Here is a 21,895-nt window from a genome sequence, read left to right as displayed (position 1 = left end):
CATGTGAATGAAGCTCTCCGAGATCGTTGATATCGGCGTTTCCGGCCTTCTTGCCCAGCGCGCGCGCATGGCGGCTACCGCGTCCAACCTGGCCAACGCTCAGACGACCCGCACGGCGGAGGGCGGGCCCTATCGACGTCGGGATCCGGTCTTCGAGACGAGCGGTGTGGGTGGGCCTTTCGCGGATCGCCTCTCCCGCGCGGTGCGCAAGGTCGACGTCGCCCGGATCTCGGTGGACCAGCGACCCGCCATTACGCGCTTCGACCCCGGACATCCGGACGCGAACGCAGAGGGTTTCGTATCGCTACCGCGCGTGAACGTCGTGGAGGAACTCTCCAACATGATGTCGGCGAGCCGCTCCTACCAGGCCAACCTGCTGATTCTGCGAAAGGCCCGTGAAATGGCCCGTGCAGCCATGCAGCTCGGCGGATAGGAAGGCGATCCATGGACCCCAGTCGCATCGCTGCCGCCCAGCTCACGGTTCCGCCGCTCGGAACTCCGCTCAGCGCGAAGGCAACACCGACCGGCACAGCCGTTCCGTTCTCCGACCACATGAAGACCGCGCTCGAGAACGCCAATCGCGAATTGACCGCGGCAGAGACCCAGGCCCGTCAAATCGCGGAAGGCAAGGGTGACATCGTCGAGGCCGTCATGGCTCTCTCCAAGGCCGAGCTTTCGCTTCGTCACGTCGTGTCGATGCGAAATCGCGTGCTCGAATCCTATCAGCAGATCATGAGGCTCCAGCTCTAGGAAACCAAGGTCAATATGGACTGGCTCACAAATCTCATCGATGGAATCCGGGCACTCCCGTCCGGCCGGCAGGCCGTGTTGGGCGCAACTGCGTTCGGATCCCTGGGTTTCCTCCTGTGGATCGCCTACGGCGCGGCAACGCCGGATTATCGCGCTGTCTACCGCGGGCTTCCCGAGGGCGAGATCGCCCGGGTGGCGGAGCTGCTCCGGGAGGAGCGCATCGAATACAAGATCGGCGAAGGCGGCACGACCATCCTCGTCCCCGCGCCGATGGTCTACGAAGCGCGCATCCGGGCGGCTGGCAAGGGATTGCCGAATGGTGGGTCGGCGGGGTTCGAGCTCTTTGATCAGCCGGCCTTCGGTGTTACGGATTTCGTGCATCGGGTGAATTACTCCCGGGCGATGCAAGGCGAGTTAGCCCGCAGCATCGAGCAGCTCGAGCCTGTGGAGCGAGCTCGGGTGCAGGTCGTCATTCCCGAACGCAAGAGCGTGCTTGCTTCTGCTGAAAGAAAGCCCAGTGCGGCCGTGATCACGCGGCTCCACGCGGGCCGCCAGCTCGAGCCGGGTCAGGTCCGTGCGATCGTGCATCTCGTGGCGTCCAGTGTCGAATCCCTCGACCCCTCGGATGTGACGATCGTTGATGGCAGTGGCCGTCTGCTCACCGCAGACGGTGAAGACCTGGCCGGAGGAGCACTTCCGGCTGGGGGCGCTCCCGCCTACCAACAGCGGGTAGAGAAGGATCTCGCCAATCGTATCGAGGCGATTCTCAGCAAGACAGTCGGCCCCGGTGGCGTGATCGCCCGGGTTCGGGCGGATATGGATTTCGTCGAGCGCGAGATGACCGAGGAGGTCTTCGATCCCGATTCCCAGATCGCGCGAAGCGAGCAGCGAAGCAGCGAGACTTCCAATGAAGGCGGCGCCAGCGAAGGTGGCGTCCCTGGTATCGCATCGAATACGCCGAATCTGGGAGCCGAAGGGTCCAGTGGGGGTTCGCAAGCAAGCTCCAACCGCACGTCGGAGACGATCAACTTCGAAATCAACAAGAAGGTGAGCCGGCAGGTGAAGCCGATGGGCGAGATCGAACGCCTCTCGATCGCTGTGTTGATCGCAGACAAGCTGCCGGAAGAAACAGGCGGGGACGCCTTGCCTTGGGATGACGAATCGATCGCGCTGTTCACGAGCCTGGCCCGGCAGGCTGTGGGGTTCGATGAGAAGCGAGGCGACCAGATTACCGTCAGCAGTGCTCCCTTCCGGACGCCTGGGGGAGAGATTCCCGAGGATGGGCTCCTGACACCTCAGATCCTCTTCCTGATCGGGACGGTCGTGCGTGTCGTTGCTGTCGTGCTTGCGCTTCTCCTGTTCGCGCGCCTGGTCGTACGGCCGGTGCTCGACACGATCGAGGCGGCGACACCTGCCCCGCTTCCGGCCACGGTGGCGGATTTCGAGGCCTCCGCGCTGGCCGCTCCAGCATCTGCTGGGCAGCTATCGGAGGGTTCCATCGATCAAGGACCGATTGCCGCAGTTCAGACGGACGAAGGGGTTCAGACCCTTCGCAACTGGTTGAATCAGGAATAACGAGTGGAGTTCGAGACTCTTACAGGCGCCGAAAAGGTCGGCATCGTGATCCTTTCGTTGCCGAAAGACAAAGTGACGGACTACCTCGCCCAGCTCTCGGATGAGGAGGTGGAGAAGGCTCTGTCCGCAGTTTCGCGCATGGAAAAAATTGCCCCGCGTATCCAAAAGCTCGTCATGGGGGAGTTCCAGGAATCGATCGGCCAACAGGACACATCGATCAATGGCGGGCGGGAGACGGCACTCGCGATCGTGGAAAACGGTCTCGAGGGCGGACGCGCCACCGGAATCCTGCAGAAGCTCGGACAAGATGAGCAACGCATCGATTGGACGCTTCGCTCCTACCATCCGACGTTCATCTGCGATCGCATCCAGGACGAACATCCGCAATCGATCGCGTTGATTCTCTCCCAGATCCCCGCCGATCGGGGAGCCATGGTGATCAACACGCTTCCCGAGGCGATCCAGCCCGAAGTGGTGCTGCGCCTGGCGAGCATGCAGCCCGTTGCGACCGACGTGATGACCGATCTCGAGATCGGAGTGGCGGAGCTCTTTCGGCGGCAGAAGGTCTCGACGACTCGCACGGGTGGCACGAAGGCTGCCGCCAACATGCTGAATCGGGTTCCGAAGGATGAAGGCACTTCGATTCTCGAAGGTGTCGACATGCGGGATGCGGAAGTCGCAATCGACATCCGCAAACGCATGCTGACGTTCGAGGACCTGCAGAACATCGACAAGCGCGGGTTCCAGACGTTCCTTCGCGAGGTATCGACCGAAGATCTGGCCGTCGCCATGAAGACCGCTTCCGAGGAGATGCAAGAGAAGATCTTCTCGAACCTCTCGTCCCGCGCCGTCGACCAGATCAAGGAGGAGATCGAGCTGCTCGGTCCCATGAAGTTGGCTGAAGTCGAAACCGTCCAGGAGCAGATCGTGGACGTGGCTCGCCGCCTCGAGGCAGAAGGCCACTTGTCCATCGAAATCGGAGGCTCCGATGACGTCCTTGTTTAAGGCCGATTCGTCGGGAAGCCATACGGCTTTCGAGGCGGACCCGCTCTTCGGAGAGGGCGGCGGCTTCACGTCGAGGGAAGCGGCAGTCGCCACTTCGCTCGAGGAGCAACTCGCAGCCGCTTTCGAGGAGGGCCGCCAGGCCGGAAGTGCCGAGTTGCCGTGGGACGACGCGAACCGGCTACGCAGTTCTACGGAAGCGATGGCATCCGCAGCCGAATCGCTCGATGCGATCCAACGTGATGGCTTGCGCAGCCAGCGCACGGCAATCGTGGATCTGGCACTTGCCATCGCCGGCCACCTGCTTGCTCGAGAAATCGAAGCTGATCCGGACGCTCTGGCGGCGCAGCTCACGGACGCCCTCGAGCTGTTGCAAGGCCATTCACCAGCAACGGTGCATCTCTCCTCCGCCGACTACGAGATCCTGCGGGCGGGAGGCGCGCCGACGCTGGAGCGGCTTGCAGGAGATTGGGGGGCGACGCTGGTTGCGGACGACGAGCTGGCTCCGGGTCAGGCCCGCGTCGAGGGCGGTGAGAGCCTGCTCGAAATCGAGCTCGATCGGGCGTTGGCACGCATTCGGGAAGAGTTGCTGGCGACGAACGGTGGAAGCCAATGAGTGCCCCGGCGCCGCAGAATGTTCATGAGGAGTTCTTCCTCACGTGTGGGGAGCGTCTCGCGGCGTCTTCGCGCGCCGAATTGCAGGGTCGGGTGACAAGCGTGGTCGGTCCTTCCATCGAAGCGCTTGGCCTGCCGGCCGGAATCGGTTCGCTATGCGAGCTCGAACCAGTCCGAGGCCATAAGCTCGATGCAGAGGTGGTCGGTTTTCGTGAGGGTCGCACCGTACTGATGGCCCTCTCGGACGCCAGCGGCGTCCGCCCGGGAACGCCCCTGCGGCTACGTGCCAGCAAGGTCACTGCACCGCCGGCCGCTCGCTGCCTCGGTCGTGTGATCGATGGCCTGGGTCGTCCGCTGGACGGCGGCGATTCCCTGCCGCAGGGGGGCGGCGCAAGTCTCGTACGAAGGCCGGAACGCGTGCTCGATCGCGAACGAATCCACACGCCCCTGGATCTCGGCGTGAGGACATTGAACGCCTTGCTGACGGTTGGCCAGGGCGCGCGCATCGGTCTCTTCGCCGGTTCGGGGGTCGGCAAGTCGACACTCCTGGGCCAGATCGCACGCCAGGCGCACGCCGATGCCGTGGTCGTCGGGCTGGTCGGCGAGCGGGGGCGCGAAGTGCGCGAATTCGTCGAACGCGATCTCGGGAGCGCCCTCGAGCATTCCACCGTAGTGGTCGCGACGAGCGACGAGCCGCCGCTCCTACGCAAGCGCGCCGCAAACCTTGCAACGGCCCTGGCCGAGGAGCTGCGGGATCAAGGCCGCCACGTACTGCTTCTTTTCGATTCACTCACCCGCTATTGCACCGCGCTCCGCGAAATCGGCCTGGGTGCAGGCGAGCCCCCTGCAACGCGCGGCTATCCGCCCTCTGTGTGGGCCGAGTTGCCCAAGCTCGTCGAGCGCGCCGGAACCGGCGCCAACGGTGGATCGATTACGGCCATCTACACGGTGCTCGTCGAAGGTGACGATCTGATGGAGCCGGTTGCCGATTCGGCTCGGGCTCTGTTGGACGGGCACGTCGTCTTGTCTCGGGATCTCGCAGAACGCGGGCACTATCCCGCCATCGATTCCCTGGCCAGCGTCTCGCGGGTCATGCCTGATGTCGTCTCGCCCGAAGTGGTGGCCCAGGCCGCCCGTGCCCGGGCGCTCCTCGCAACCTACCGGGATGCAGAAGATCTGATTTCGATCGGTGCCTACGCCGAGGGCAGCGACCCGGCCATCGACGAAGCCCGAAGGCTCCGCGATCCGCTACTGCGCTTCCTCCAACAGGGCCGTGATGAGGCGGCGGACCTGGAGACGAGCTTCGGAGCCCTCGCGGACGCACTCGCGACCGCGCCGGCGCTTCCGGCCGTTCCGGAGGGCATCGTATGAAACGTGGTTTCCGGCTCGGCGCTGTCCTGCGTGTTCGTAGCCACGAACTCGACCAGGCGGCCTATCAGCTGGCGCAAGCCGAACGGGCGGAAGCTCGGGCGATTCGCGCTGCCGATGAGGTTCGCGCTCGAGCGCATCGTGAACGTGATTTCCTGCGGGATCGTCTCCAAGGGGGGCTCGACGCATGTGAATTGCGTCAGGCGGCGAACGGGATTGCTCAGTTGGGCGATGACACGCTTTTCGCAGCCGCTGAGATCCGCACGGCACGGCAGGAAGTCGAAATCTGTCGGAACGCGGTGTTGAAGGCACGCCAACGCGTCAAGGCGCTCGAACGCATCGAGGCCCTGCATCGTCAGCGCGAGCAGCAGGAGCGGGCCCGACAGGAACAACGTCGTCTCGACGAAGCCGGTCTGCGCCGCTTCGCGACAGGTCGCCTCGGCGCCTGGCTGTTCATTTTCATTCTGGCCGTGCCCTGGGGCGCACCGTTCGAAGCGGCAGCAAGCGAGACAAAGGCGTCCACGACGGCAGAGCAAGACTACGGAGTGACCACGCTCCTGGCGGAGATTCGTGCCCGCCAGGCCGTACTCGACCGGCGAGAGCAGGAGCTCGATGAGCGAGAGCAGGCCGTCGAAGAACTCGAGCGCGCGATCGCTGCGCAGTTGACAGAGCTGGAGGAACTCGCGGGGACCGTCGAGGAGCGCATCGCAGCCTGGGAAGCGGACAACGGCGACGCCGTGAGAAAGCTCGCGAAGATCTATGCCGCTCTCCAGCCCGCTCGAGCCGCATCGTTGCTCGAGGAATTGGAGGTCGGCCTCGCGACACAGATCGTTTCGAAGATGAAAGACAAACAATCTGCCGCCGTGCTGGCTCAGATTTCCGAAATGCGCGCACTCGACATGAGCCGCCGGGTTGCACACCCGTTGGCGATGGAACCCGCAAACCCCTCGACCCAATGACCGCGAAGCCCTCCACCCAGCGGGGACAAAGATGAAAAAGGGAAAGACATGAACGTACAGGCCATCATCAGCGAGCCGGCAGAACTGCCCGCGTCCGGTGCATCGCAGAGCGATGAACAGACAGCCGACGGAGCCGCATTCGAAGAGTTGCTTGCCGAGGCAACGACTCAGGAAGATCAGTTTCAGGGCGACGCGGGAGAGACCGGAGCCGAAGAAGGCGAAGGGCAGATCCTGGCGAGCCTGGCTGCGGAAGTCGGCGCCACTCAGCTGGCACAGGACAATCGCATCCTTCCGATGACCCAGGGCCTCAACCCGAACATTCCGCTGCCGGTTGATGAGGGAGTGCAGAACTCGAGCGCCCAGCTTCCACTACCGGCCCTGCAGGATGCCGAAGTCGAGCAACCCGGACGGAGTGCGGCGTTGATCGAGAACCTTGGCGAAGGCCTCCGCGAGAATCTGCAAGAGAACTTGTCGGGAGAGAAATCTGAAGCGGCTTCAGCTGCCCCGATCCGGCCTCTTCCTGAAGCGGCGGTGGCTCCTGCGGTCGCCGAACTCCCGACGCCTGCAGTCATTGAAGCTGCAGTTGCCGAGCTGCCTGTCGCGCAACCGCCGGCTACAGAATCGTCGGCTCGTGCCCTTCCCGAGGCCGCGCAGGTCGCACCCGATCTCCAGGTCGGAGCGACAGGTGGCGGCATGACGACCGGCTCCGACGGCGGCGCGCAGGATGCCGCTCTGCGCGGTCAGGCGCCCGATGTCGAAAGTGAAACGCTGCCGCCCACGGCAAGAGGGAGCGAGTTTGCGGCGGCCCTGGAAGCGCGAGACGAGGCCCGACCGGCTCCCGCTCCTCCGGTTTCTTCGCAGTCTTCCGCGGTTCCAGTCGCTCCCGTCGAGACCACCCAGGCATCGACCGCTCCGGCGACGACTTCCACGGCCGCCCCGCTGCCCGGAGCTGGCGCACCCGAGGAGGTGTTGCCCGTTCACGTCGAGTGGCTGGCGGCTCGCCAGGGCGGCAACGCTCGCATCTCCTTGCACCCGCCCGAACTCGGAGAGCTCGAGCTCATGGTGAAAGTGCGCGGATCGGCCGTCGACATCGTGATTCGCGCTCAGGAACCCGCTGCCCAGATGGCGGCAGCCCAGAGCCGGGATCTCCTCGTCGACGCACTCAGCATGCGCGAGTTGCGTATCGACCAGTTCGATGTGCGGGGGCTTCAGTCGGATCTAGCCAATGATGACAGCCCCGCCCAAACCAACCCGCAAGCCCAGCAAGACGCTTCGGCCAAGGCGGGCGGCGAGAAGCGCGAGGGAAGCGACGAACGATCAGGCTCGCAGGAGCTTGCATCGGAAGACGGGAGCGAACCGGGCTCGACGCTCACAATGCCTCCGCCCGTCGTCGACTTGCACACCGCCATCGATCTCCTGGCCTGAGGAAGGAACATCATGATCTCTACAGATGTCATCACACAGAACTCCGCGGCGAGCATCACGGGCTCCGCCGCTGAGAAGCCCCAACTCGGCCAGCAGGATTTTCTGACCATGCTGATCGCCCAGTTGGAGAATCAGGATCCGCTGGAGCCCCAGGAGGGCACCGAGTTCACGGCTCAGCTGGCTCAGTTCTCGAGCCTCGAGCAGCTGCTCGGCATGCGCGAAGCGATCGACGAGCTTGCCTCGGTGCAGGTTCAGGCACAGACCCTTGGTGCCGTGGGGCTGATAGGAAAGAACGTGCTCGTGCAGGGCAGCCAGTTCGAGATCGGCACGGATCCGAACCAGCAGCCGAAGCTGGCCTTCGAACTCTCCGAGCCCGCCGACGTGCGCAGCGTGGAGATCGTCAATGAGAAGGGCGTGGTCGCCGCCCGCATCGACGATCTCGGATTGCAGGAAGCCGGCATGACCGAACTCGACTGGGACGACTTCAGCAGCCAGCCGGGTCCGGGGCTCTACACGGTCCGCATCAACCAGCTCGAGGGCGCGGCAGCCCGACCGCTGGTCGAGAGCCGCGTGACCGGCACGGCCATCCAGGATGGCGTGCTCTTCCTCGGGCGCGCCGAGGCGAACCTCGCCGACGTGCGGGAGGTGCGGGAATGAGTCATCGGACGACCCTCTCGAAGCACCGGACGACGACCTGGTTGGGCCGCATGCGGGTCCGTTGGGCCCGTTGGATGCGGCTCTCTCCAGCACCGCCTTTCCATTCGATTCTCCGTGAAGCCGTGTCCGCACAGCGGCGCAGCGCTGAAGCCGTTCACTCGGATGAGTTCGACGGCGTCTATTCCAACCCCCATTACAGCTGAGGTCCTATTTTCATGTCACTTTCCAACGCACTGTTTTCAAGTGTCACCGGTCTCGAGACGACCTCCACGGCTATCTCCGTGATCGGTGAGAACATCGCCAACGTCAACACGCCCGGCTTCAAGCAGCGCCGCGCCGAGTTTTCCGACATCCTCGGCCAGGCCATTGGAACCGGTGGCGGTTTCTCGCAGACCGGCTCCGGCGCAAGGGTCGCGCGAATCATCCGCGTGGATAGCCAGGGAAGTTTCGAATCCAGCGACCGTCCGACGGATATGGCGATCGAGGGCTCAGGATTCTTCATCCTGGATGATGCTGCTGGTGGTCGTCGCTATACCCGGGCTGGCTTGTTCGGCTTCGACAACGAGGGCTACCTGGTAGACAAGGAAGGCTTCAACGTCCAGGGTTTCACCATCGATCCGATTACAGGAACCTCTACAGGCCAGTTGGCGGACATCCGGCTGATCCCAGGTATCTCGTCGGCGCAGGTCTCGGCCACCGTCGACATGTCCTTGAACCTCGACGCGACGTCCCCCGCTACGGGCCCCTTCGCCCCCGGCAATGCGCAATTGACGTCGAACTTCCAGCAAACGGTCACGCTCTTCGATTCTCTCGGAACGGGACATCCGACGACGGTCTTCTTCACCAAGACCGCGGCGCCCAATACCTGGACCTGGGCGGCGGCTGTCGATCCACTCGACACCACGACCGCGCCTGCGGCCCCGGGTGATCCCTTCGTCGTGATGGGCGGCGGCAACATGACGTTCGACACTTCGGGCAATTTGACCGCCGTCACTGGAAATCCTGTGACCTTCGACTTCACAGGCGGCTCAGCCCCAGGCCAGGCCGTCAGCTTCAACTTCGGTCCAATTGCCGGGGTTGGCACCGGCGAGCCGACGACGCAGTACGCTGCTCAATCCGCGCCGAACTCGACCAGCCAGGATGGCTTCGCGCCGGGCGCCCTACAGGGGATCAGTATCGATACGGACGGAATGATGGTGGGCAGTTTCTCGAACGGAGAGACACGCAACATCGTGCAGCTCGCGTTGGCACAGTTTCCGAACGTCGAGGGCATGGCGTCCCAAGGAAACAACAACTTGCTGGAGACGCGGGCTTCGGGGCAGCCTCTGATCGGCCAAGCCCGAAGCGGTCAGTTCGGTGCCATTCGGTCCAGCAACTTCGAACAGTCGAATGTGGACCTGGCAGATCAGTTCGTGCGGCTGATCATCAACCAGCGCGCCTTCCAGGCGAACACCCGGACGGTCTCGGTGACCAACGAGCTTTTGGCCAACGTGGTGCAACTCGGCCAGTAAAGCCCTGGCGTTCAAGGGCTCTTCGGGGCTTCGTAGGGCTCTTCCCTGCGGGGCCCCGTGGCATGATTTCACTCTGAACGTGGTGATTCGACCTCAAGTGGAACTCCGGGTGGGCCGAAACGGGTTGAAGTCCCCAAGGCCGGGGAATCCACCCGGACATTGGGGCCGGAGCCGCAAGGATGCCGGAACTCCCCCCCGCAAGCCCTGTACGACCCGAACCCGTAGACGCGGTCCTTCGCGTCGCCGAAGAGCATGTACCCCGCGCCCCTCTGAGGCGCGAGGACGCTCCTGTCGAACGCGGCGTTCGCGTCGAGATCTCGCTCGGTGCGCGAGAATCCCTCGCGCGCGCCGAAGTCGCGACGCGTACCCTGACGCTCATCGAGCAAGAACTCTCCCTCGGAAAGGAGAGCCTCGAAGCGTCTGGACGCGAGGCCTTCCTCGAGTCGATCATGATGCCCAAGGATCCGTCGGCGTCTGCAACGGCCGATCGCATCTTCACCGGCATCATCAGCTACGTCTACGATGCGTTCCAGCTCGAGGAACCGAATTCGAGTCGCGCAAAGCTCGAGGAGTTCGCTGATGCTGCGGCCCGGGGCCTGGACCGCGGGCTTCGCGACGCGGCGGGCTTGCTGATGGCATTCGGTGCCCGTCGCGAGGTTGTCGCTGCCGAACGGGCCGAAACCTTCGAAACGGTTCGCAATGCCGTCACGCATTTCGCGTCAGAAGAGTCGAGACCGGAGCCCTCGGAGCCCACCGCCCGAATGACTCCAGATCTCTTCGGCAGCGCAGGCGACTCCGACTAGCCTGGGTCGCTCCACGGCCCCTGCGGGAGCGGGAGTCGCCGGCGTCGGCCTCCCCCTGGCTAGCGATCCGCAATGATAAACGGAGCGCGGCAGGCGAGTGGCGGGCCTCCCTCCGGATGACGGATGCTCCCCGCGTGAATACGCCGGCCCACGTCGTCTTGAATCTGCTCGTGGTCGGGCGGGGTCCCGGGCAGCCCTGGATGCCGATCCTGGCCGGTGCCTTGATTCCGGACGTCCCGATCCTGGTGATGTATGCGGTGGAGCGCGGCTTGCTCGGAACTTCTGAAACGCTGGTCTGGCAGGATCGATATTTCGCTTCGGGCTGGCAGCTCTCCATCGATGCGTTCAACTCCTTGCCACTGATTGCACTCGGCTGGCTGCTGGCGCGATGGCGAGGGTCGCGCTTTCTGCAGCTGCTGTTCGTCAGCATGGGATTGCATGCAGGGGCTGATTTTCTCGTGCATCACGACGATGCCCACCGGCACTTCCTGCCCCTTACGGCATGGCGCTTTCCGAGCCCCGTTTCCTACTGGGATCCTCGCCACTTCGGGCAGTTCTTCCTGGCGGCCGAGTTGCTCCTGGTGGTGCTCGGCAGCGCGCATTTCATACGGCGAGATCAGGATCGCCCGGTGCGCCTCCTTGGCGCAGGGATCCTGGCCGTGACGGCTCTTTTCATCGGATTCGCCGCAGTCTTCTGGAGGGGCCTCGGTGAGGGTTGAAGCCGGCCGGGCGTGAGCAGCTAACCTTCCCGCGTGCCTTCACGCATCCCCTTTGCCAAGCTCGATACGGTGTTCCTGGATGCCGGGAACACGCTCGTTTCCATCGATTTCGATCTGGTGGCAGGGGAGCTTTCGTCCCGGGGGCATGCCTGCGAGCCGAACGAGTTGCGCCGCGCCGAGGCCGCCGCGCGACCGCGGGTTTCGTCTTGGGCTCACGATCAGGGGCGCACGGAAGGGAACGACGCCTTCACGACCTACCTGAGGTTTGCGCTCGAGGCATTGCCCCGGCCACCTGACGCCTCGGAGGCGCTGGCCGCAGAGGTTGCGGCGGTGGTTCGCGAGCCCGGGGCCTCCGATCGTCTATGGTGCTGGGTGCTACCAGGAACCCGCGAGGCCCTCGAGCGCCTGCGGATGATGGAACTCAGGCTCGTCGTGGTGAGCAATTCGGATGGAACGGTGAAGCGAGCGCTGGAGAATTGCGGGCTCCTGTCGTATTTCGATGAAGTCGTCGACTCCCACGTCGTCGGTTTCGAGAAGCCGGATCGGCGGATCTTCGATTCCGCCCTCGAATGCGCTGGCGCCAGGCCGGAGGCCACTGTTCATGTCGGGGATCTCTACCATGCCGATGTGCTGGGTGCGCGAGCGTGCGGAATCCATACCGCTTTGCTGGATCCATTCGACGATTGGGGGGAGACCGATTGCCCCCGGCTCGCTGATCTGGAGGAACTAGCGGACTCGTTCGAGGCTGCTCACGCGTGACAGCCAACCTCTTCGTCGCTGTGTCGACCGTCATCCTCGTGCTGATCGCGATCGGAATGCACTTCGAAGTGCTGAGATATCTCTCGTTCAGGCTTCCGCGCAGCCGTATCCCCCGCCGCTTTCGCGTCGGGCTGGTGATCATCGTCGCAGTGGCGACCCACCTGGCCGAATCGCTGGTCTTCGCGCTGGGAATCGGTTTGCTGATCCAGGGAGGCTATGGCGAGATCGATGGGCCCATCTCGACCGCGCGAGATGTCATGTACTTCTCGATCGTGACCTATACGTCGTTGGGTTACGGCGATCTGGTCCCCGTCGGGTCGCTGCGAATCTTGTGCGGCGTCGAGGCTCTGACGGGCCTCGTGTTGATCGCCTGGACAGCCTCGTTTACCTACGTCGAGATGCAGAGATACTGGCACATCGAGGACTGAGTCCTTCTCGCCACGCGTAGCTTCGTACCGTGCACCGTGTAGCAATCCAGCCAAGGGAGAGATCTCGTGCGTTTTACTTTCGCCGAATCCATGTGCGATCCCCTGCAATACGCTCCCCTCGCCATCGAGGCGGAGTCGGCCGGTTTCCATTCGTTCTGCGTCCCCGAGAGCATTTTCTATCCGAAGGAATCCAACTCGAAATACCCCTACACGCCGGACGGAGATCGCGGTTTTCTCGAAGACAAGCCCTTCATCGATCCCTTCGTGTTGATGGGGGCCCTCGGCGCGGTGACGGAACGCCTTCGCTTCACCACCTTCGTGGTGAAGCTTCCGATGCGACATCCGGTTCTCGCTGCCAAACAAGCGATCTCGGTTGCCGTCCTCACGGAGAACAGGCTCGGCTTCGGTGTCGGCCTTTCGCCCTGGCCGGACGACTTCCGTGTTCTCGACGTCCCCTGGAAGGGTCGCGGCAAGCGCCTCGATGAGATGATCGAGATCTTCCAGGGGCTCCAGACGGGCAACTTCTTCGAGTTTCACGGCGAACACTTCGACATCGAGCCGATCAAACTCTGCCCCCGGCCGACACAGCCCATCCCGCTTCTGATCGGCGGTCACGCGGACGCCGCCCTCAGACGAGCGGCACGAAGCGGAGATGGTTGGATGCACGCAGGCGGCGGCGAAGCTTCCGATCTGGATGCGGCGATCACGCGGATCCAGGAGCTGCGTGGGGAGTACGGCCGGGAAACCAACCCCTTCGAGATTCATGTCATCTCGATGGATGCCTACACAGCGGACGGAATCAAACGCCTCGAAGACAAGGGCGTGACCGACGCGATCGTGGGTTTCCGAAATGCCTACGAGGAAGATCGGACGCCGCTGCAAACCAAGATCGACGCCCTCAAGGGTTTCGGCGACAACGTGATCGCGAAGGCTGGCTGAATCACGGCTGGAGAGATCCTGCGGTTCGAGGCGGCTCGACGCGGAACCACCAGACTTCGATGCTTGCTGCCCAGGAGTCCGCCTCGATGTCGTACTTTTCGGCCGCTGCTACTCGCAGGCGATCGATGAGATCGGTGTCGTCGATGCGCACGAGGCGGCAGACGAAGATTTCTCCGGTGATTCGGATGCGTGCGCGGGGATCGGCCAGCGCCAACTGCGGCCAGCGCTTTCCGGGGTTGAAGAAATCGGCGGGAACGAAGAGCGTGTCTTCCAGCACCACGGCCCAGGTATGCACGGAATGGGGAGAGTTGCCGCCAACCTCGACGGCGATTCGTTCTTCCGCCGCGGCGAAGCCGAAGCCCGCTATCGGATAGGCGCGTTCGTCGCCCGGGAGCGGGCCCACCGGGCCACCGCAGGCCAGGGCCAGAGCGAGCCCCAAGCTGCCGAAGATCCACCTCATATCGATCGATGGTAGACTGCCGAGGCTTCGCGCGCGGATCAACCAAGGAGAAGTGAACGTCGATGAAGTTCTACAACTCGATCGGGCCCAATCCCAAGCTGGTCCGTGTGTTCGCCGCCGAGAAAGGCTTCGATCTGGGAAATGTCCAGGAGGTGGACATCATGGCCGGCGAGAATCGCCAGGCTGAATACATGGCGAAGAATCCGGCGGCCGGGATGCCTTCTCTCGAACTCGACGACGGCCAGATCATCTCCGAAACGATCGCCATCTGCGAGCTGATCGAAGAGCTGAAGCCGGAACCGGCGCTGATCGGGACGACGGCGGCGGAACGCGCCGAGACCCGCATGTGGGTGCGCAGGGTCGAGTGGAAGATCATTGCTCCCCTCACGGATGGTTTTCGAAATGGCGAGGGCAGCGCGCTCTTCAAGGATCGCATGCGTCTCCTGCCCGAGGCTTCGGATTGGCAGAAGAGCTGCGCTCAGGATGGCCTTTCGTGGCTCGATGAGCAGATGGCCGGCCGGGATACCATCGTTCCTGGCCGCTTCAGCCTGGCCGACGTAGCGCTCTTCGCGTTCGCAGATTTTGGCGCCCAGGTCGGTCAGCCGATCGATCCGGCGCTGAAGAACGTAAACGCCTGGCTCGAGATGGCCAAGGGAAGGCCTAGCGCTGACGCCTAGCAAACCGGTCGCCCGCCGGATCGACGAGATCGAATGGTCGAGCTGGGTTGCTGCTGACGTGGCCACCCTGGTCTTCATCGTCAACAATGGCCGCGTGCTGTTGATTCGCAAGAAGCGGGGGCTCGGTGCCGGAAAGATCAACGGTCCGGGTGGACGTCTCGAGCCGGGCGAGACACCTCTGCAATGTGCCATTCGAGAGGTCGAGGAAGAACTCCTGATCAAACCCGAGGGGCTGAGGAAGGGCGGAGAGAGTCGCTTCCAATTCGTGGATGGCTACTCCATCCACGTGCACGTCTTCCAGGCGACAGGCTACACAGGCGAACCCACCGAAACCGAAGAGGCCATTCCGCTCTGGTTCGATCGGGAGAAACTCCCCTACGAAGAGATGTGGGAAGACGACGAACTCTGGCTTCCCCATCTTCTTGCCGGCTCCGCTTTCGACGGGCGATTCATCTTCGACGGCGACAGGATGTTGGACCACCGGTTGCAGGTGGTTCCGTAGTGGATGTCGGAGGTCACGCCAGGCCTTGGAGCTTGCGGGAGAGGGTGGCCTTCAACAGATCCAGCTCGGTTTCGGGCCTTCCTCGGCCCGCTCCGCCGATCACCAGCATCGAAGCGATCCCTGTGAGCACGGAGACCGTGTAGCGCTGAAGGGCCAGGCTCTCCCTTCGAGAGAGTCGCGAATCCGCGAACGCGCCCTGCCAGATCCGGTTCCATTCCTCGCTCATACCGGATTGCCAGGTGGGTAGATCCCCGGGCGCGCGGGTGCGCTCGACCTGCAAGAGGATCTCGAACGTCGATTGGTAGTCCGCACTCCCGAAATGTGACCATGCACAATCGATGAACGCATCGATGCGCTCGTCCAGTGGCGCTCCGGCTTCGGGCATGTCATCGAGACGTTCCGCGAAGCGTTCGAAGGAATCTTCGAGTACCGCACGCAGGATGCCGTCCTTGTCGCCAAAGTGGTGCTGCACTGCGCCCCAGGTCACGCCGGCTCGGCGGGTGATCTCCGAGGCGGTAGCGCCACCGAACCCGACGTCCGCAATGCACTCGACCACTGCGTCCATGATCAGCGCTCGGGTTTCTGCGGTGCGTTCGGCCTGGGTCCGGCGGACAGTCTGGGGGGCCATGGGTCGCTTCTCACGGCTGAACGGTATCATAATTTCCATTGCAAACGTTATGGAAGCGGCGTATCGTCGCCCGATCATCGTCGAGGAGACCCCCATGAGCTTTCCGGGCATCGAAGGCAAGGTTGCGGTCGTCACCGGTGCCGGCGGCGGGATCGGCGAGGGCTATGCGAAAGCGTTGGCCGCCGAAGGCGCGAAGGTCGCGATCGCCGAGATCGTGAAGCAGAACGGTGAGCGCGTCGCCGAGGAGATTCGCGCTTCAGGCGGAACGGCCCTCTTCGTGGAGGTCGATGTAGCCAGTGAAGCCTCGACCCGGACGATGGCAGAAAACGTCGTCGGAGAATTCGGCGGGATCGATTTCCTGGTGAACAACGCGGCCATCTTCGGCGACATGGAGCTCGCTTCGCTCCTCACGGTCGATCTCGACTACTACAAGAAGTTCATGAGCGTGAACATGGACGGCGCGTTGCTTTGTACGCGAGCATGCCATCGAAGCATGAAGGAGCGAGGTGGTGGCGCCATCGTGAACCAATCATCGACGGCCGCCTGGATGGGCGTTGGCTATTACGGCCTCGCCAAGCTCGGCATGAACGGCTTGACCCACTGCCTTGCGAAAGAACTCGGGCATGCGGGGATCCGTGTGAACGCCATTGCGCCCGGACCGACGGACACGGCCGCGCTCGGCAATCAGGTACCCGAGGCATTCAAGGATCAGCTGGTGTCTTCGTTGGCTCTGCCACGGCTCGGTCAACCGGCGGATATGGCTTCCGCCTGTCTCTTCCTCTTGTCCGATGCTGCCGCGTGGATTACCGGGCAGATCCTGGCGGTAGACGGCGGCCAGATCGTGAGGGCCTAGCGATGGCGCTCGAGCCTCTTTCGCCGGAAACGCGCAATCTGATCGACGGCGAGCTGGTTGAATCCTCGAACGGCAACCGTTTCGACAACGTGAACCCGGCAACGGAAGAAATCCTGGGTAACGCCAGCGATGGCACCAAGGATGACATGCAGGCCGCTCTGGCCGCGGCCCGTCGTTCATTCGACGAGACCGACTGGGCCACGAATCCCGGTTTCCGCGCTCGTTGCCTTCGGCAGCTCCACGCAGGGATGCTCGAGGAGAAGGAGCAGCTCCGTGCAATCGTGGTGGGCGAAGCCGGTGCGTGCGTTTCGCTCACGGGTTTCATGCATGTCGATGACCCGATCGAGATGATGGCGTACTGGGCCGAGCTGGCGGAGAACTACGAGTACGAAACGGAAATGGCGACCATTCCGTTCGGGGGGAGAGAGAATCGTCGCCTCCTGCGCCGCGAGCCGATGGGAGTGGTCGGTGCGATCACACCCTGGAACGTTCCGCTCTATCTGAACATCGCGAAGATCGGGCCTTCTCTCGCAGCGGGCTGCAGCATCGTCCTGAAGCCGGCGCCCGATACGCCGTGGAGTGCGACCCATCTCGGGAAGATCATCACCGAGAAAACCGATCTTCCGCCGGGCATCGTCAACATCGTGGCTTCTTCCGATCATCTGACGGGTGAGGTGCTCTCCGGAGATCCACGCGTCGATCTGGTGACCTTTACCGGCTCCACAGCGACCGGTCGCCGCGTGATGGAGAATGCCTCGGCAACCGTGAAGAAGGCATTCCTCGAGCTCGGGGGAAAGAGCGCTTCGATCGTCCTGGACGATGCAAAGCTGGAGAGTGTGCTCCCCGGTGCGGCAATGACCTGTGTCCATGCCGGTCAGGGCTGTGCACTCACGACCCGCTGGCTGGTACCGCGCTCCCGGTACTCAGATTCCATCGAGATCATGAAGAGTGCTTTCGAGGGCTGGAACTGGGGAGATCCAACGAATCCAGCCAACCTGCAAGGGCCGCAGATTTCGAAACGCCAGCAGGCGCGTGTGCTGGACTACATCGAGAAGGGCAAGCAGGAGGGCGCTCGATGTCTGGTTGGCGGGGGTCGACCTGACGGCAAGGGTTTCTTCGTCGAGCCGACGCTCTTCGTGGATGTCGATCCCGGAATGACGATCGCCCAGGAAGAGATCTTCGGTCCGGTCTGCTGCGTTCTGCCCTACGAGGACGAAGACGATGCGATTCGTATCGCCAATGACTCGATCTACGGACTTTCCGGCGCCGTACATAGCGGCGACGACGAACACGCGTTGGCCGTGGCCCGTCGCATCAAGACCGGCACGATCTCCGTCAACGGAGGCATGTGGTTCCACGTCAGCTCCCCCTTCGGCGGCTACGGCCAGAGCGGCCTCGGCCGCGAAAACGGCGAAATGGGATTCGAGGAACACCTGGAAACAAAGGTCATGGCCCTACCGGTCCGCAACCCATGAAGCGCAACCAGCACAACGAGGAGTGACCTTCATGCCTTCTTTCCCCCGCGAAGAGATCGAAGAGATGGTGCGCCGTTGGGTCGCGGCCAACAACGAGGCTGGAGCGACAGGCGATTGGTCGAAGATGTCTGCATTCTATGCCGAGGATGCGATCTATAGTTGGAACAACGGGCCGAATTGGGAGTTCGTCGCGCGGGGCCGCAAAGAGATCCACGATTGGGTTTTCGGCACGGAGATGGAAGGGCTGGAGCAATGGACGTATCCCTACGTCCGCACCCTCATCGACGATCAAAAGGGTGAGTTTATCGGAATCTGGCGGCAGGTTGCACCGATCGAGGATCCGGATGGCGTGCCCTATGAGATCCACGGAACCGGCGGCTCATGGTTCCGCTATGCGGGAGATTTCCGATGGGCTTGGCAGCGGGATTTCTTCGATCACATCAATGCAGGCACTGTTTTCGGTGCGATGGCGAAGAACGGTCAGCTGACCCCGGCAATGCAGGAGCGCATGAAGAAGGGCTCGAAGATGCCCGGCTGGGTTCGACGTAGCGAGTTCGACTGGTTCTCGACGCTCGTCGACCGAGAGGCGTAGCGGTTGCCGGCGCGCCTGCGGGCGGACTACTCCGAGGGATTCGATCCGGATGTCACGCTCGCGAGCTTTTCTCGTCAAGCGCTCTGCAATCTCGGTAGGGAATATCTGCTGATCGGGCATCTTCAAGATCGCGTTGGGCTGCCCCTCGCGATGCAATTGCTCGGCGAAGACGCCCAGCTCCAACTCTCCATCGACGAGTGGATGGGAGCGAGCCCGATCTACTCCGTGCGCATGCAGAAGGCACTCGGTTTCCAGGGCGATGATGTCGGCACGGTGTTCAAGAACCTGCAGCTCGATATCGGTGCTCCGCCCCAGTTCATGGATTTCCAGTTCCAGCTGGACAACCCGGAATACGGTGAGTTCTGGCTGCCTCATTGCGGCGCATTGATGGATGTCGAGCCGTTCGGCGAAGCGCGCGTGAAGCGGATGTGCCACGACATCGAGGATCCCACCTTCGATGCGACCGCAGCCGCGACGAATCCGCGCATGAAGATGCGACCGATCCATCGCCCGCCGCGTCGGCCAGCCGGGCGAACGCCTCATTGTCGCTGGGCCGTGTACTTCGAAGAGGAAGCGACGCCGTACCAGCAGCACGCGAATCTTGCGCGAATGCAAGCGACGAAGATTGCCACCACTTCAATCGCGCTTCCCGAAAAGAGCCTCGAGGCCGGTGGTTGGGCGGACTACTCAGGTCCATTCGATCCCGGATTCCAGCTGGAGGATCTGGGCCACCGCGCGCTGCTCGTGATCTGCCAGGAAGCCAGCGTTCAAATACATCTGCTTGCCCGTGCCTTGATGCTGAACATCGCCGAGCGGCATAGCGAGGAAGCCGCGGCCGATCTGGGTAAGCGCCAGTGGATCGGTGCTGCGGCATTGGCTGCAGTTCGGCTCCGCGCTGCCATGGCGATCGAGGGCGATGGAATCGATGCGATCGCAAAGGTCTTCCAGCTCCATCCCCATTTTCACCCCAGAACCTACGTCGATCTCCACATCGAAGTGACGGGCGTCTCATCCGCACGCCTGCGGCTCAGCGATTGTCCAGCGCTTCAGGAAGGCGACTCCTACTCCTGGCTCGCAGGCCTCGGCCCCGAAACCCATCCCGCGCTGGACGCGATCGCTCTTGCAGTGAATCCCCGGGCGCGTTGTCAGCCGGTCGAAAACCCCACCGACGCCGAGCTCGCCTGGGACGTGGTCATCGATGCCACATCCGAACCCCAGGCAGAGCCCGTCGAACTGAAGCTCGCACACCTCAGCCGGGGGGCCGAATTCACCTTCGAGCAGCGCCGCCCACTTCGCGGCTAGTCGCGGGCGGCAATCGCGGCATGGCCCGGCCGGTGCCCTGCGTGGCCGCGTCAGCGCCGGCCCTCGTCTTTCACCCGGTAGATGCGCGCCATGTCCTGGGAGACGAGGCCCGCCGTCGGCATGGCGAGCCCGTGCTTGCGTGCCAGGTCGAGGGCATGGGCGAGGTCCTTTTCTGCCGTGTTCATTTGAAGGCGGCTGAAGGCCTGGAAGGCTTCGCTCGATGCCGCCTCATCGGGCATCCGGTGCAGGGCCAGGAAGCGGAGCTGCAGATCGGTGAGCTGGCCGTTCGAGCGAACGGCTTCGATGAAGACATCCGGGTCGAGCCCCGACGCCTTCGCCAGAAGAAAGGATTCGCGGGCCGCCGCCCATTGGATGTAGGTCAGCGTGTTCACCGCAAGCTTGAGCTTGGCTCCGCTTCCGAGGGGCCCTGCATGTACAATGGCCTTTGAACTCGCGTCGAGGACCGGTCGAGCCTTTTCGATCGATGCGTCGTCACCGCCGACCAGGAAGACGAGTTCGCCGGCCGCGGCGCCGTGGGAGCCACCCGTGACGCAGGCATCGATCACCACGGCGCCCTTTGCATCCGCGGCCTTGGCCATTTCCTCGATCGTCTCGGGCTGCACGGTGCTGTGGATGGCGATCAGCGTGCCGGCCGCCACGCCTTCCAACGCCCCGTCCTTCCCAGTGAGGACGGCTCGCACATGCGCGTCCGTAGGAACGCAGACACAGAGAACGTCCGATCGCATTCCTGCTTCCCGTGCATTGGAAGCCGCCTTTGCGCCACCCGTTACGAGCCGTTGAACCTTCAAATTGTCCAGATCGCAGACAGTCGTATCGAAGCCAGCGGGGGCGAGGTGCGAAGCCATGGGCATCCCCATGTCGCCCAGTCCGATGTAGCCTACGCGCGTCGTCATTGAGGGCTCCCCTTTCCGATCGTCAAGGATACCGCGTGGGCCGCGCATCGGAGGCGTGTCGTTGAATTTCGAGCGATGTCGAAGGCGCTGGACCCGCCTCGCCGGAGTTCGATCGTCAGCCCGCTTCGCGCGGTTGGTTCCCGACGAACGCGATCTTTCCCGCGCTCTCCGGGTCGCGGATCAACTCGAGGACCTTGGCCGCGATGTCTTCCGGCGCCAGCATTTCCACGCCATCGATGATCGGCTGCAGCCACGCCGCCGGTCCGTCAGGACCCGTCTCTTGCACCATATCCGTAGCGACGACGCCTGGGCAGACACAGCTCACGCGTACGCCGTGGCTTTCCTGGAGGGGCACGCAGGATTTCGTGAAGTGAACGACGCCTGCCTTGGTTGCGACGTACACGGCCTGCTGGGGAAGCGGGACGAAGGCACCGCCTGAGGACGTGTTGACGACGGCACCGCCACCGGAGCGTTTCATGGCCTCGAGTGCCAGCTGGGTGCCGAGGATGACACCGCGCAGGTTGACGTCGATGACCGCTACGGCGCGGTCGCTCGGCAGATCCGGCCACGTGTGCGGGCCTTCGCCGAGGCCCGCATTGTTATGCAGGATGTGAAGACCGCCGAATCGGTCCTCGGTCTCTCCCATGAGGCGACGTAGAGAGGCGAGGTCGGAGACATCGGTTTCGAGGGCGAGCGCTTCGGCTCCCTCGGCGCGTACCAGGGCTGCAGTTTCCAGAGAGAGCGCCTGACGCAAGTCGGCCAACACGACGGCGCGGGCGCCCGCCCTGGCGAGCTCGACCGCCGTTGCCCGACCGATCCCTCGGGCCGCGCCCGTGACGATGGCCTGTAGACGCTCACTCAGAAGCGTAGAAATCTGATCATTTGGCCGGGGGGCGACGCAGCCCGCCGTTCCGGATTCCGATTCAGATCTTCCGGGTCGAAAGGTCCTTGACCCAGGGCGAACGCCCTCCCGGCTCGACCG

26 protein-coding genes are annotated in these 21,895 nt (G+C 63.4%); 22 read left to right on the top strand and 4 right to left on the bottom strand.

Going from position 1 to position 21,895, the window contains the following annotated elements:
- Positions 1-7 precede the first annotated feature (7 nt).
- The 16 genes from flgC (at position 8) to GY937_02425 (ending at position 13,510) form a co-directional block, all read left to right on the top strand.
- The gene (flgC, locus tag GY937_02500) at positions 8-433 is read left to right on the top strand and encodes a flagellar basal body rod protein FlgC (protein ID MCP5055575.1); all 426 of its coding nucleotides are present in this window, start codon (positions 8-10) and stop codon (positions 431-433) included.
- Positions 434-444: 11 nt separating this feature from the next.
- Positions 445-750 (top strand): flagellar hook-basal body complex protein FliE, encoded by a 306-nt coding sequence (locus GY937_02495; protein ID MCP5055574.1) that lies wholly within the window; start codon positions 445-447, stop codon positions 748-750.
- A gap of 15 nt (positions 751-765) precedes the next feature.
- Positions 766-2,325 (top strand): flagellar M-ring protein FliF, encoded by a 1,560-nt coding sequence (gene fliF, locus GY937_02490; protein ID MCP5055573.1) that lies wholly within the window; start codon positions 766-768, stop codon positions 2,323-2,325.
- Between the two features lie 3 nt (positions 2,326-2,328).
- Positions 2,329-3,330 carry a flagellar motor switch protein FliG gene (gene fliG, locus GY937_02485; GenBank protein ID MCP5055572.1) on the top strand — a complete coding sequence of 334 codons (1,002 nt, stop codon included), beginning with the start codon at positions 2,329-2,331 and terminating at the stop codon, positions 3,328-3,330.
- Positions 3,314-3,943 carry a hypothetical protein gene (locus tag GY937_02480; GenBank protein MCP5055571.1) on the top strand — a complete coding sequence of 210 codons (630 nt, stop codon included), beginning with the start codon at positions 3,314-3,316 and terminating at the stop codon, positions 3,941-3,943. The genes fliG and GY937_02480 overlap by 17 nt, the downstream gene beginning before the upstream one ends.
- Positions 3,940-5,313, top strand: coding sequence for a FliI/YscN family ATPase (locus GY937_02475; GenBank protein MCP5055570.1), 1,374 nt, complete (start codon positions 3,940-3,942; stop codon positions 5,311-5,313). The genes GY937_02480 and GY937_02475 overlap by 4 nt, the downstream gene beginning before the upstream one ends.
- Positions 5,310-6,269 (top strand): flagellar export protein FliJ, encoded by a 960-nt coding sequence (gene fliJ, locus GY937_02470; GenBank protein ID MCP5055569.1) that lies wholly within the window; start codon positions 5,310-5,312, stop codon positions 6,267-6,269. Before GY937_02475 ends, fliJ begins: the two co-directional genes overlap by 4 nt.
- Positions 6,270-6,317: 48 nt before the next feature.
- Entirely contained in the window at positions 6,318-7,694 is a 1,377-nt protein-coding gene (locus GY937_02465; protein ID MCP5055568.1) for a flagellar hook-length control protein FliK, read from the top strand.
- 12 nt (positions 7,695-7,706) lie between these two features.
- A complete protein-coding gene (locus GY937_02460; GenBank protein MCP5055567.1) occupies positions 7,707-8,351 on the top strand; it encodes a hypothetical protein in 645 nt (214 codons plus the stop codon).
- On the top strand, positions 8,348-8,554 hold the full coding sequence (locus GY937_02455) for a hypothetical protein (GenBank protein ID MCP5055566.1): 207 nt from the start codon (positions 8,348-8,350) through the stop codon (positions 8,552-8,554). Before GY937_02460 ends, GY937_02455 begins: the two co-directional genes overlap by 4 nt.
- A gap of 12 nt (positions 8,555-8,566) precedes the next feature.
- Complete coding sequence (locus tag GY937_02450) at positions 8,567-9,862, top strand: flagellar hook protein FlgE (GenBank protein ID MCP5055565.1); 1,296 nt, start codon at positions 8,567-8,569, stop codon at positions 9,860-9,862.
- A 179-nt stretch (positions 9,863-10,041) separates the two neighbouring features.
- Positions 10,042-10,665 carry a hypothetical protein gene (locus GY937_02445; GenBank protein MCP5055564.1) on the top strand — a complete coding sequence of 208 codons (624 nt, stop codon included), beginning with the start codon at positions 10,042-10,044 and terminating at the stop codon, positions 10,663-10,665.
- Between the two features lie 116 nt (positions 10,666-10,781).
- Positions 10,782-11,384, top strand: coding sequence for a hypothetical protein (locus GY937_02440; protein MCP5055563.1), 603 nt, complete (start codon positions 10,782-10,784; stop codon positions 11,382-11,384).
- A gap of 33 nt (positions 11,385-11,417) precedes the next feature.
- A complete protein-coding gene (locus tag GY937_02435) occupies positions 11,418-12,143 on the top strand; it encodes an HAD family hydrolase (GenBank protein MCP5055562.1) in 726 nt (241 codons plus the stop codon).
- Positions 12,140-12,571 (top strand): two pore domain potassium channel family protein, encoded by a 432-nt coding sequence (locus tag GY937_02430; protein ID MCP5055561.1) that lies wholly within the window; start codon positions 12,140-12,142, stop codon positions 12,569-12,571. The genes GY937_02435 and GY937_02430 overlap by 4 nt, the downstream gene beginning before the upstream one ends.
- A gap of 66 nt (positions 12,572-12,637) precedes the next feature.
- Positions 12,638-13,510: a TIGR03619 family F420-dependent LLM class oxidoreductase gene (locus tag GY937_02425; protein ID MCP5055560.1), complete on the top strand. Its 873-nt coding sequence runs from the start codon at positions 12,638-12,640 to the stop codon at positions 13,508-13,510.
- Between the two features lies 1 nt (position 13,511).
- On the opposite strand, the gene GY937_02420 is transcribed toward GY937_02425, so the two are convergent.
- A complete protein-coding gene (locus GY937_02420) occupies positions 13,512-13,970 on the bottom strand; it encodes a hypothetical protein (protein MCP5055559.1) in 459 nt (152 codons plus the stop codon).
- Positions 13,971-14,032: 62 nt separating this feature from the next.
- Between GY937_02420 and GY937_02415 the strand changes: the two genes are divergently transcribed.
- On the top strand, positions 14,033-14,647 hold the full coding sequence (locus GY937_02415; protein MCP5055558.1) for a glutathione S-transferase: 615 nt from the start codon (positions 14,033-14,035) through the stop codon (positions 14,645-14,647).
- A 58-nt stretch (positions 14,648-14,705) separates the two neighbouring features.
- Positions 14,706-15,149: an 8-oxo-dGTP diphosphatase gene (locus GY937_02410; GenBank protein MCP5055557.1), complete on the top strand. Its 444-nt coding sequence runs from the start codon at positions 14,706-14,708 to the stop codon at positions 15,147-15,149.
- 13 nt (positions 15,150-15,162) lie between these two features.
- On the opposite strand, the gene GY937_02405 is transcribed toward GY937_02410, so the two are convergent.
- A complete protein-coding gene (locus GY937_02405; GenBank protein MCP5055556.1) occupies positions 15,163-15,777 on the bottom strand; it encodes a TetR/AcrR family transcriptional regulator in 615 nt (204 codons plus the stop codon).
- A 94-nt stretch (positions 15,778-15,871) separates the two neighbouring features.
- On the opposite strand from GY937_02405, the gene GY937_02400 reads away from it, so the two are divergent.
- Genes GY937_02400 through GY937_02385 form a run of 4 tightly spaced genes read left to right on the top strand, consistent with a single transcriptional unit; the run spans position 15,872 to position 19,999 of the window.
- Positions 15,872-16,630, top strand: a complete 759-nt coding sequence (locus GY937_02400; GenBank protein ID MCP5055555.1) for an SDR family oxidoreductase — start codon at positions 15,872-15,874, stop codon at positions 16,628-16,630.
- A gap of 2 nt (positions 16,631-16,632) precedes the next feature.
- Positions 16,633-18,105, top strand: a complete 1,473-nt coding sequence (locus tag GY937_02395) for an aldehyde dehydrogenase family protein (protein MCP5055554.1) — start codon at positions 16,633-16,635, stop codon at positions 18,103-18,105.
- A gap of 31 nt (positions 18,106-18,136) precedes the next feature.
- Positions 18,137-18,697, top strand: a complete 561-nt coding sequence (locus tag GY937_02390; GenBank protein ID MCP5055553.1) for a nuclear transport factor 2 family protein — start codon at positions 18,137-18,139, stop codon at positions 18,695-18,697.
- Between the two features lie 3 nt (positions 18,698-18,700).
- Positions 18,701-19,999 (top strand): hypothetical protein, encoded by a 1,299-nt coding sequence (locus GY937_02385; GenBank protein MCP5055552.1) that lies wholly within the window; start codon positions 18,701-18,703, stop codon positions 19,997-19,999.
- Positions 20,000-20,049: 50 nt separating this feature from the next.
- On the opposite strand, the gene GY937_02380 is transcribed toward GY937_02385, so the two are convergent.
- Both GY937_02380 and GY937_02375 read right to left on the bottom strand, forming a co-directional pair.
- Positions 20,050-20,913 carry an NAD(P)-dependent oxidoreductase gene (locus tag GY937_02380; protein ID MCP5055551.1) on the bottom strand — a complete coding sequence of 288 codons (864 nt, stop codon included), beginning with the start codon at positions 20,911-20,913 and terminating at the stop codon, positions 20,050-20,052.
- 115 nt (positions 20,914-21,028) lie between these two features.
- On the bottom strand, positions 21,029-21,895 hold an 867-nt coding region (locus GY937_02375), incomplete at its 5' end, for an SDR family oxidoreductase (protein MCP5055550.1).

This window comes from bacterium, from assembly GCA_024228115.1.
Lineage (GTDB): Bacteria > Myxococcota_A > UBA9160 > UBA9160 > UBA6930.
This window is presented reverse-complemented; position numbering and strand designations above follow the sequence as displayed.

Coding starts and splice junctions, on each gene's coding strand:
- GY937_02465 (MCP5055568.1), top strand. CDS start 6,318: ATGAACGTACAGGCCATCATCAGCGAGCCGGCAGAACTGCCCGCGTCC.
- GY937_02495 (MCP5055574.1), top strand. CDS start 445: ATGGACCCCAGTCGCATCGCTGCCGCCCAGCTCACGGTTCCGCCGCTC.
- GY937_02455 (MCP5055566.1), top strand. CDS start 8,348: ATGAGTCATCGGACGACCCTCTCGAAGCACCGGACGACGACCTGGTTG.
- flgC (MCP5055575.1), top strand. CDS start 8: ATGAAGCTCTCCGAGATCGTTGATATCGGCGTTTCCGGCCTTCTTGCC.
- GY937_02440 (MCP5055563.1), top strand. CDS start 10,782: ATGACGGATGCTCCCCGCGTGAATACGCCGGCCCACGTCGTCTTGAAT.
- GY937_02400 (MCP5055555.1), top strand. CDS start 15,872: ATGAGCTTTCCGGGCATCGAAGGCAAGGTTGCGGTCGTCACCGGTGCC.
- fliF (MCP5055573.1), top strand. CDS start 766: ATGGACTGGCTCACAAATCTCATCGATGGAATCCGGGCACTCCCGTCC.
- GY937_02380 (MCP5055551.1), bottom strand. CDS start 20,913: ATGACGACGCGCGTAGGCTACATCGGACTGGGCGACATGGGGATGCCC.
- GY937_02420 (MCP5055559.1), bottom strand. CDS start 13,970: ATGAGGTGGATCTTCGGCAGCTTGGGGCTCGCTCTGGCCCTGGCCTGC.
- GY937_02445 (MCP5055564.1), top strand. CDS start 10,042: ATGCCGGAACTCCCCCCCGCAAGCCCTGTACGACCCGAACCCGTAGAC.
- GY937_02390 (MCP5055553.1), top strand. CDS start 18,137: ATGCCTTCTTTCCCCCGCGAAGAGATCGAAGAGATGGTGCGCCGTTGG.
- GY937_02450 (MCP5055565.1), top strand. CDS start 8,567: ATGTCACTTTCCAACGCACTGTTTTCAAGTGTCACCGGTCTCGAGACG.
- GY937_02460 (MCP5055567.1), top strand. CDS start 7,707: ATGATCTCTACAGATGTCATCACACAGAACTCCGCGGCGAGCATCACG.
- GY937_02480 (MCP5055571.1), top strand. CDS start 3,314: ATGACGTCCTTGTTTAAGGCCGATTCGTCGGGAAGCCATACGGCTTTC.
- GY937_02395 (MCP5055554.1), top strand. CDS start 16,633: ATGGCGCTCGAGCCTCTTTCGCCGGAAACGCGCAATCTGATCGACGGC.
- GY937_02405 (MCP5055556.1), bottom strand. CDS start 15,777: ATGGCCCCCCAGACTGTCCGCCGGACCCAGGCCGAACGCACCGCAGAA.
- GY937_02475 (MCP5055570.1), top strand. CDS start 3,940: ATGAGTGCCCCGGCGCCGCAGAATGTTCATGAGGAGTTCTTCCTCACG.
- GY937_02415 (MCP5055558.1), top strand. CDS start 14,033: ATGAAGTTCTACAACTCGATCGGGCCCAATCCCAAGCTGGTCCGTGTG.
- fliJ (MCP5055569.1), top strand. CDS start 5,310: ATGAAACGTGGTTTCCGGCTCGGCGCTGTCCTGCGTGTTCGTAGCCAC.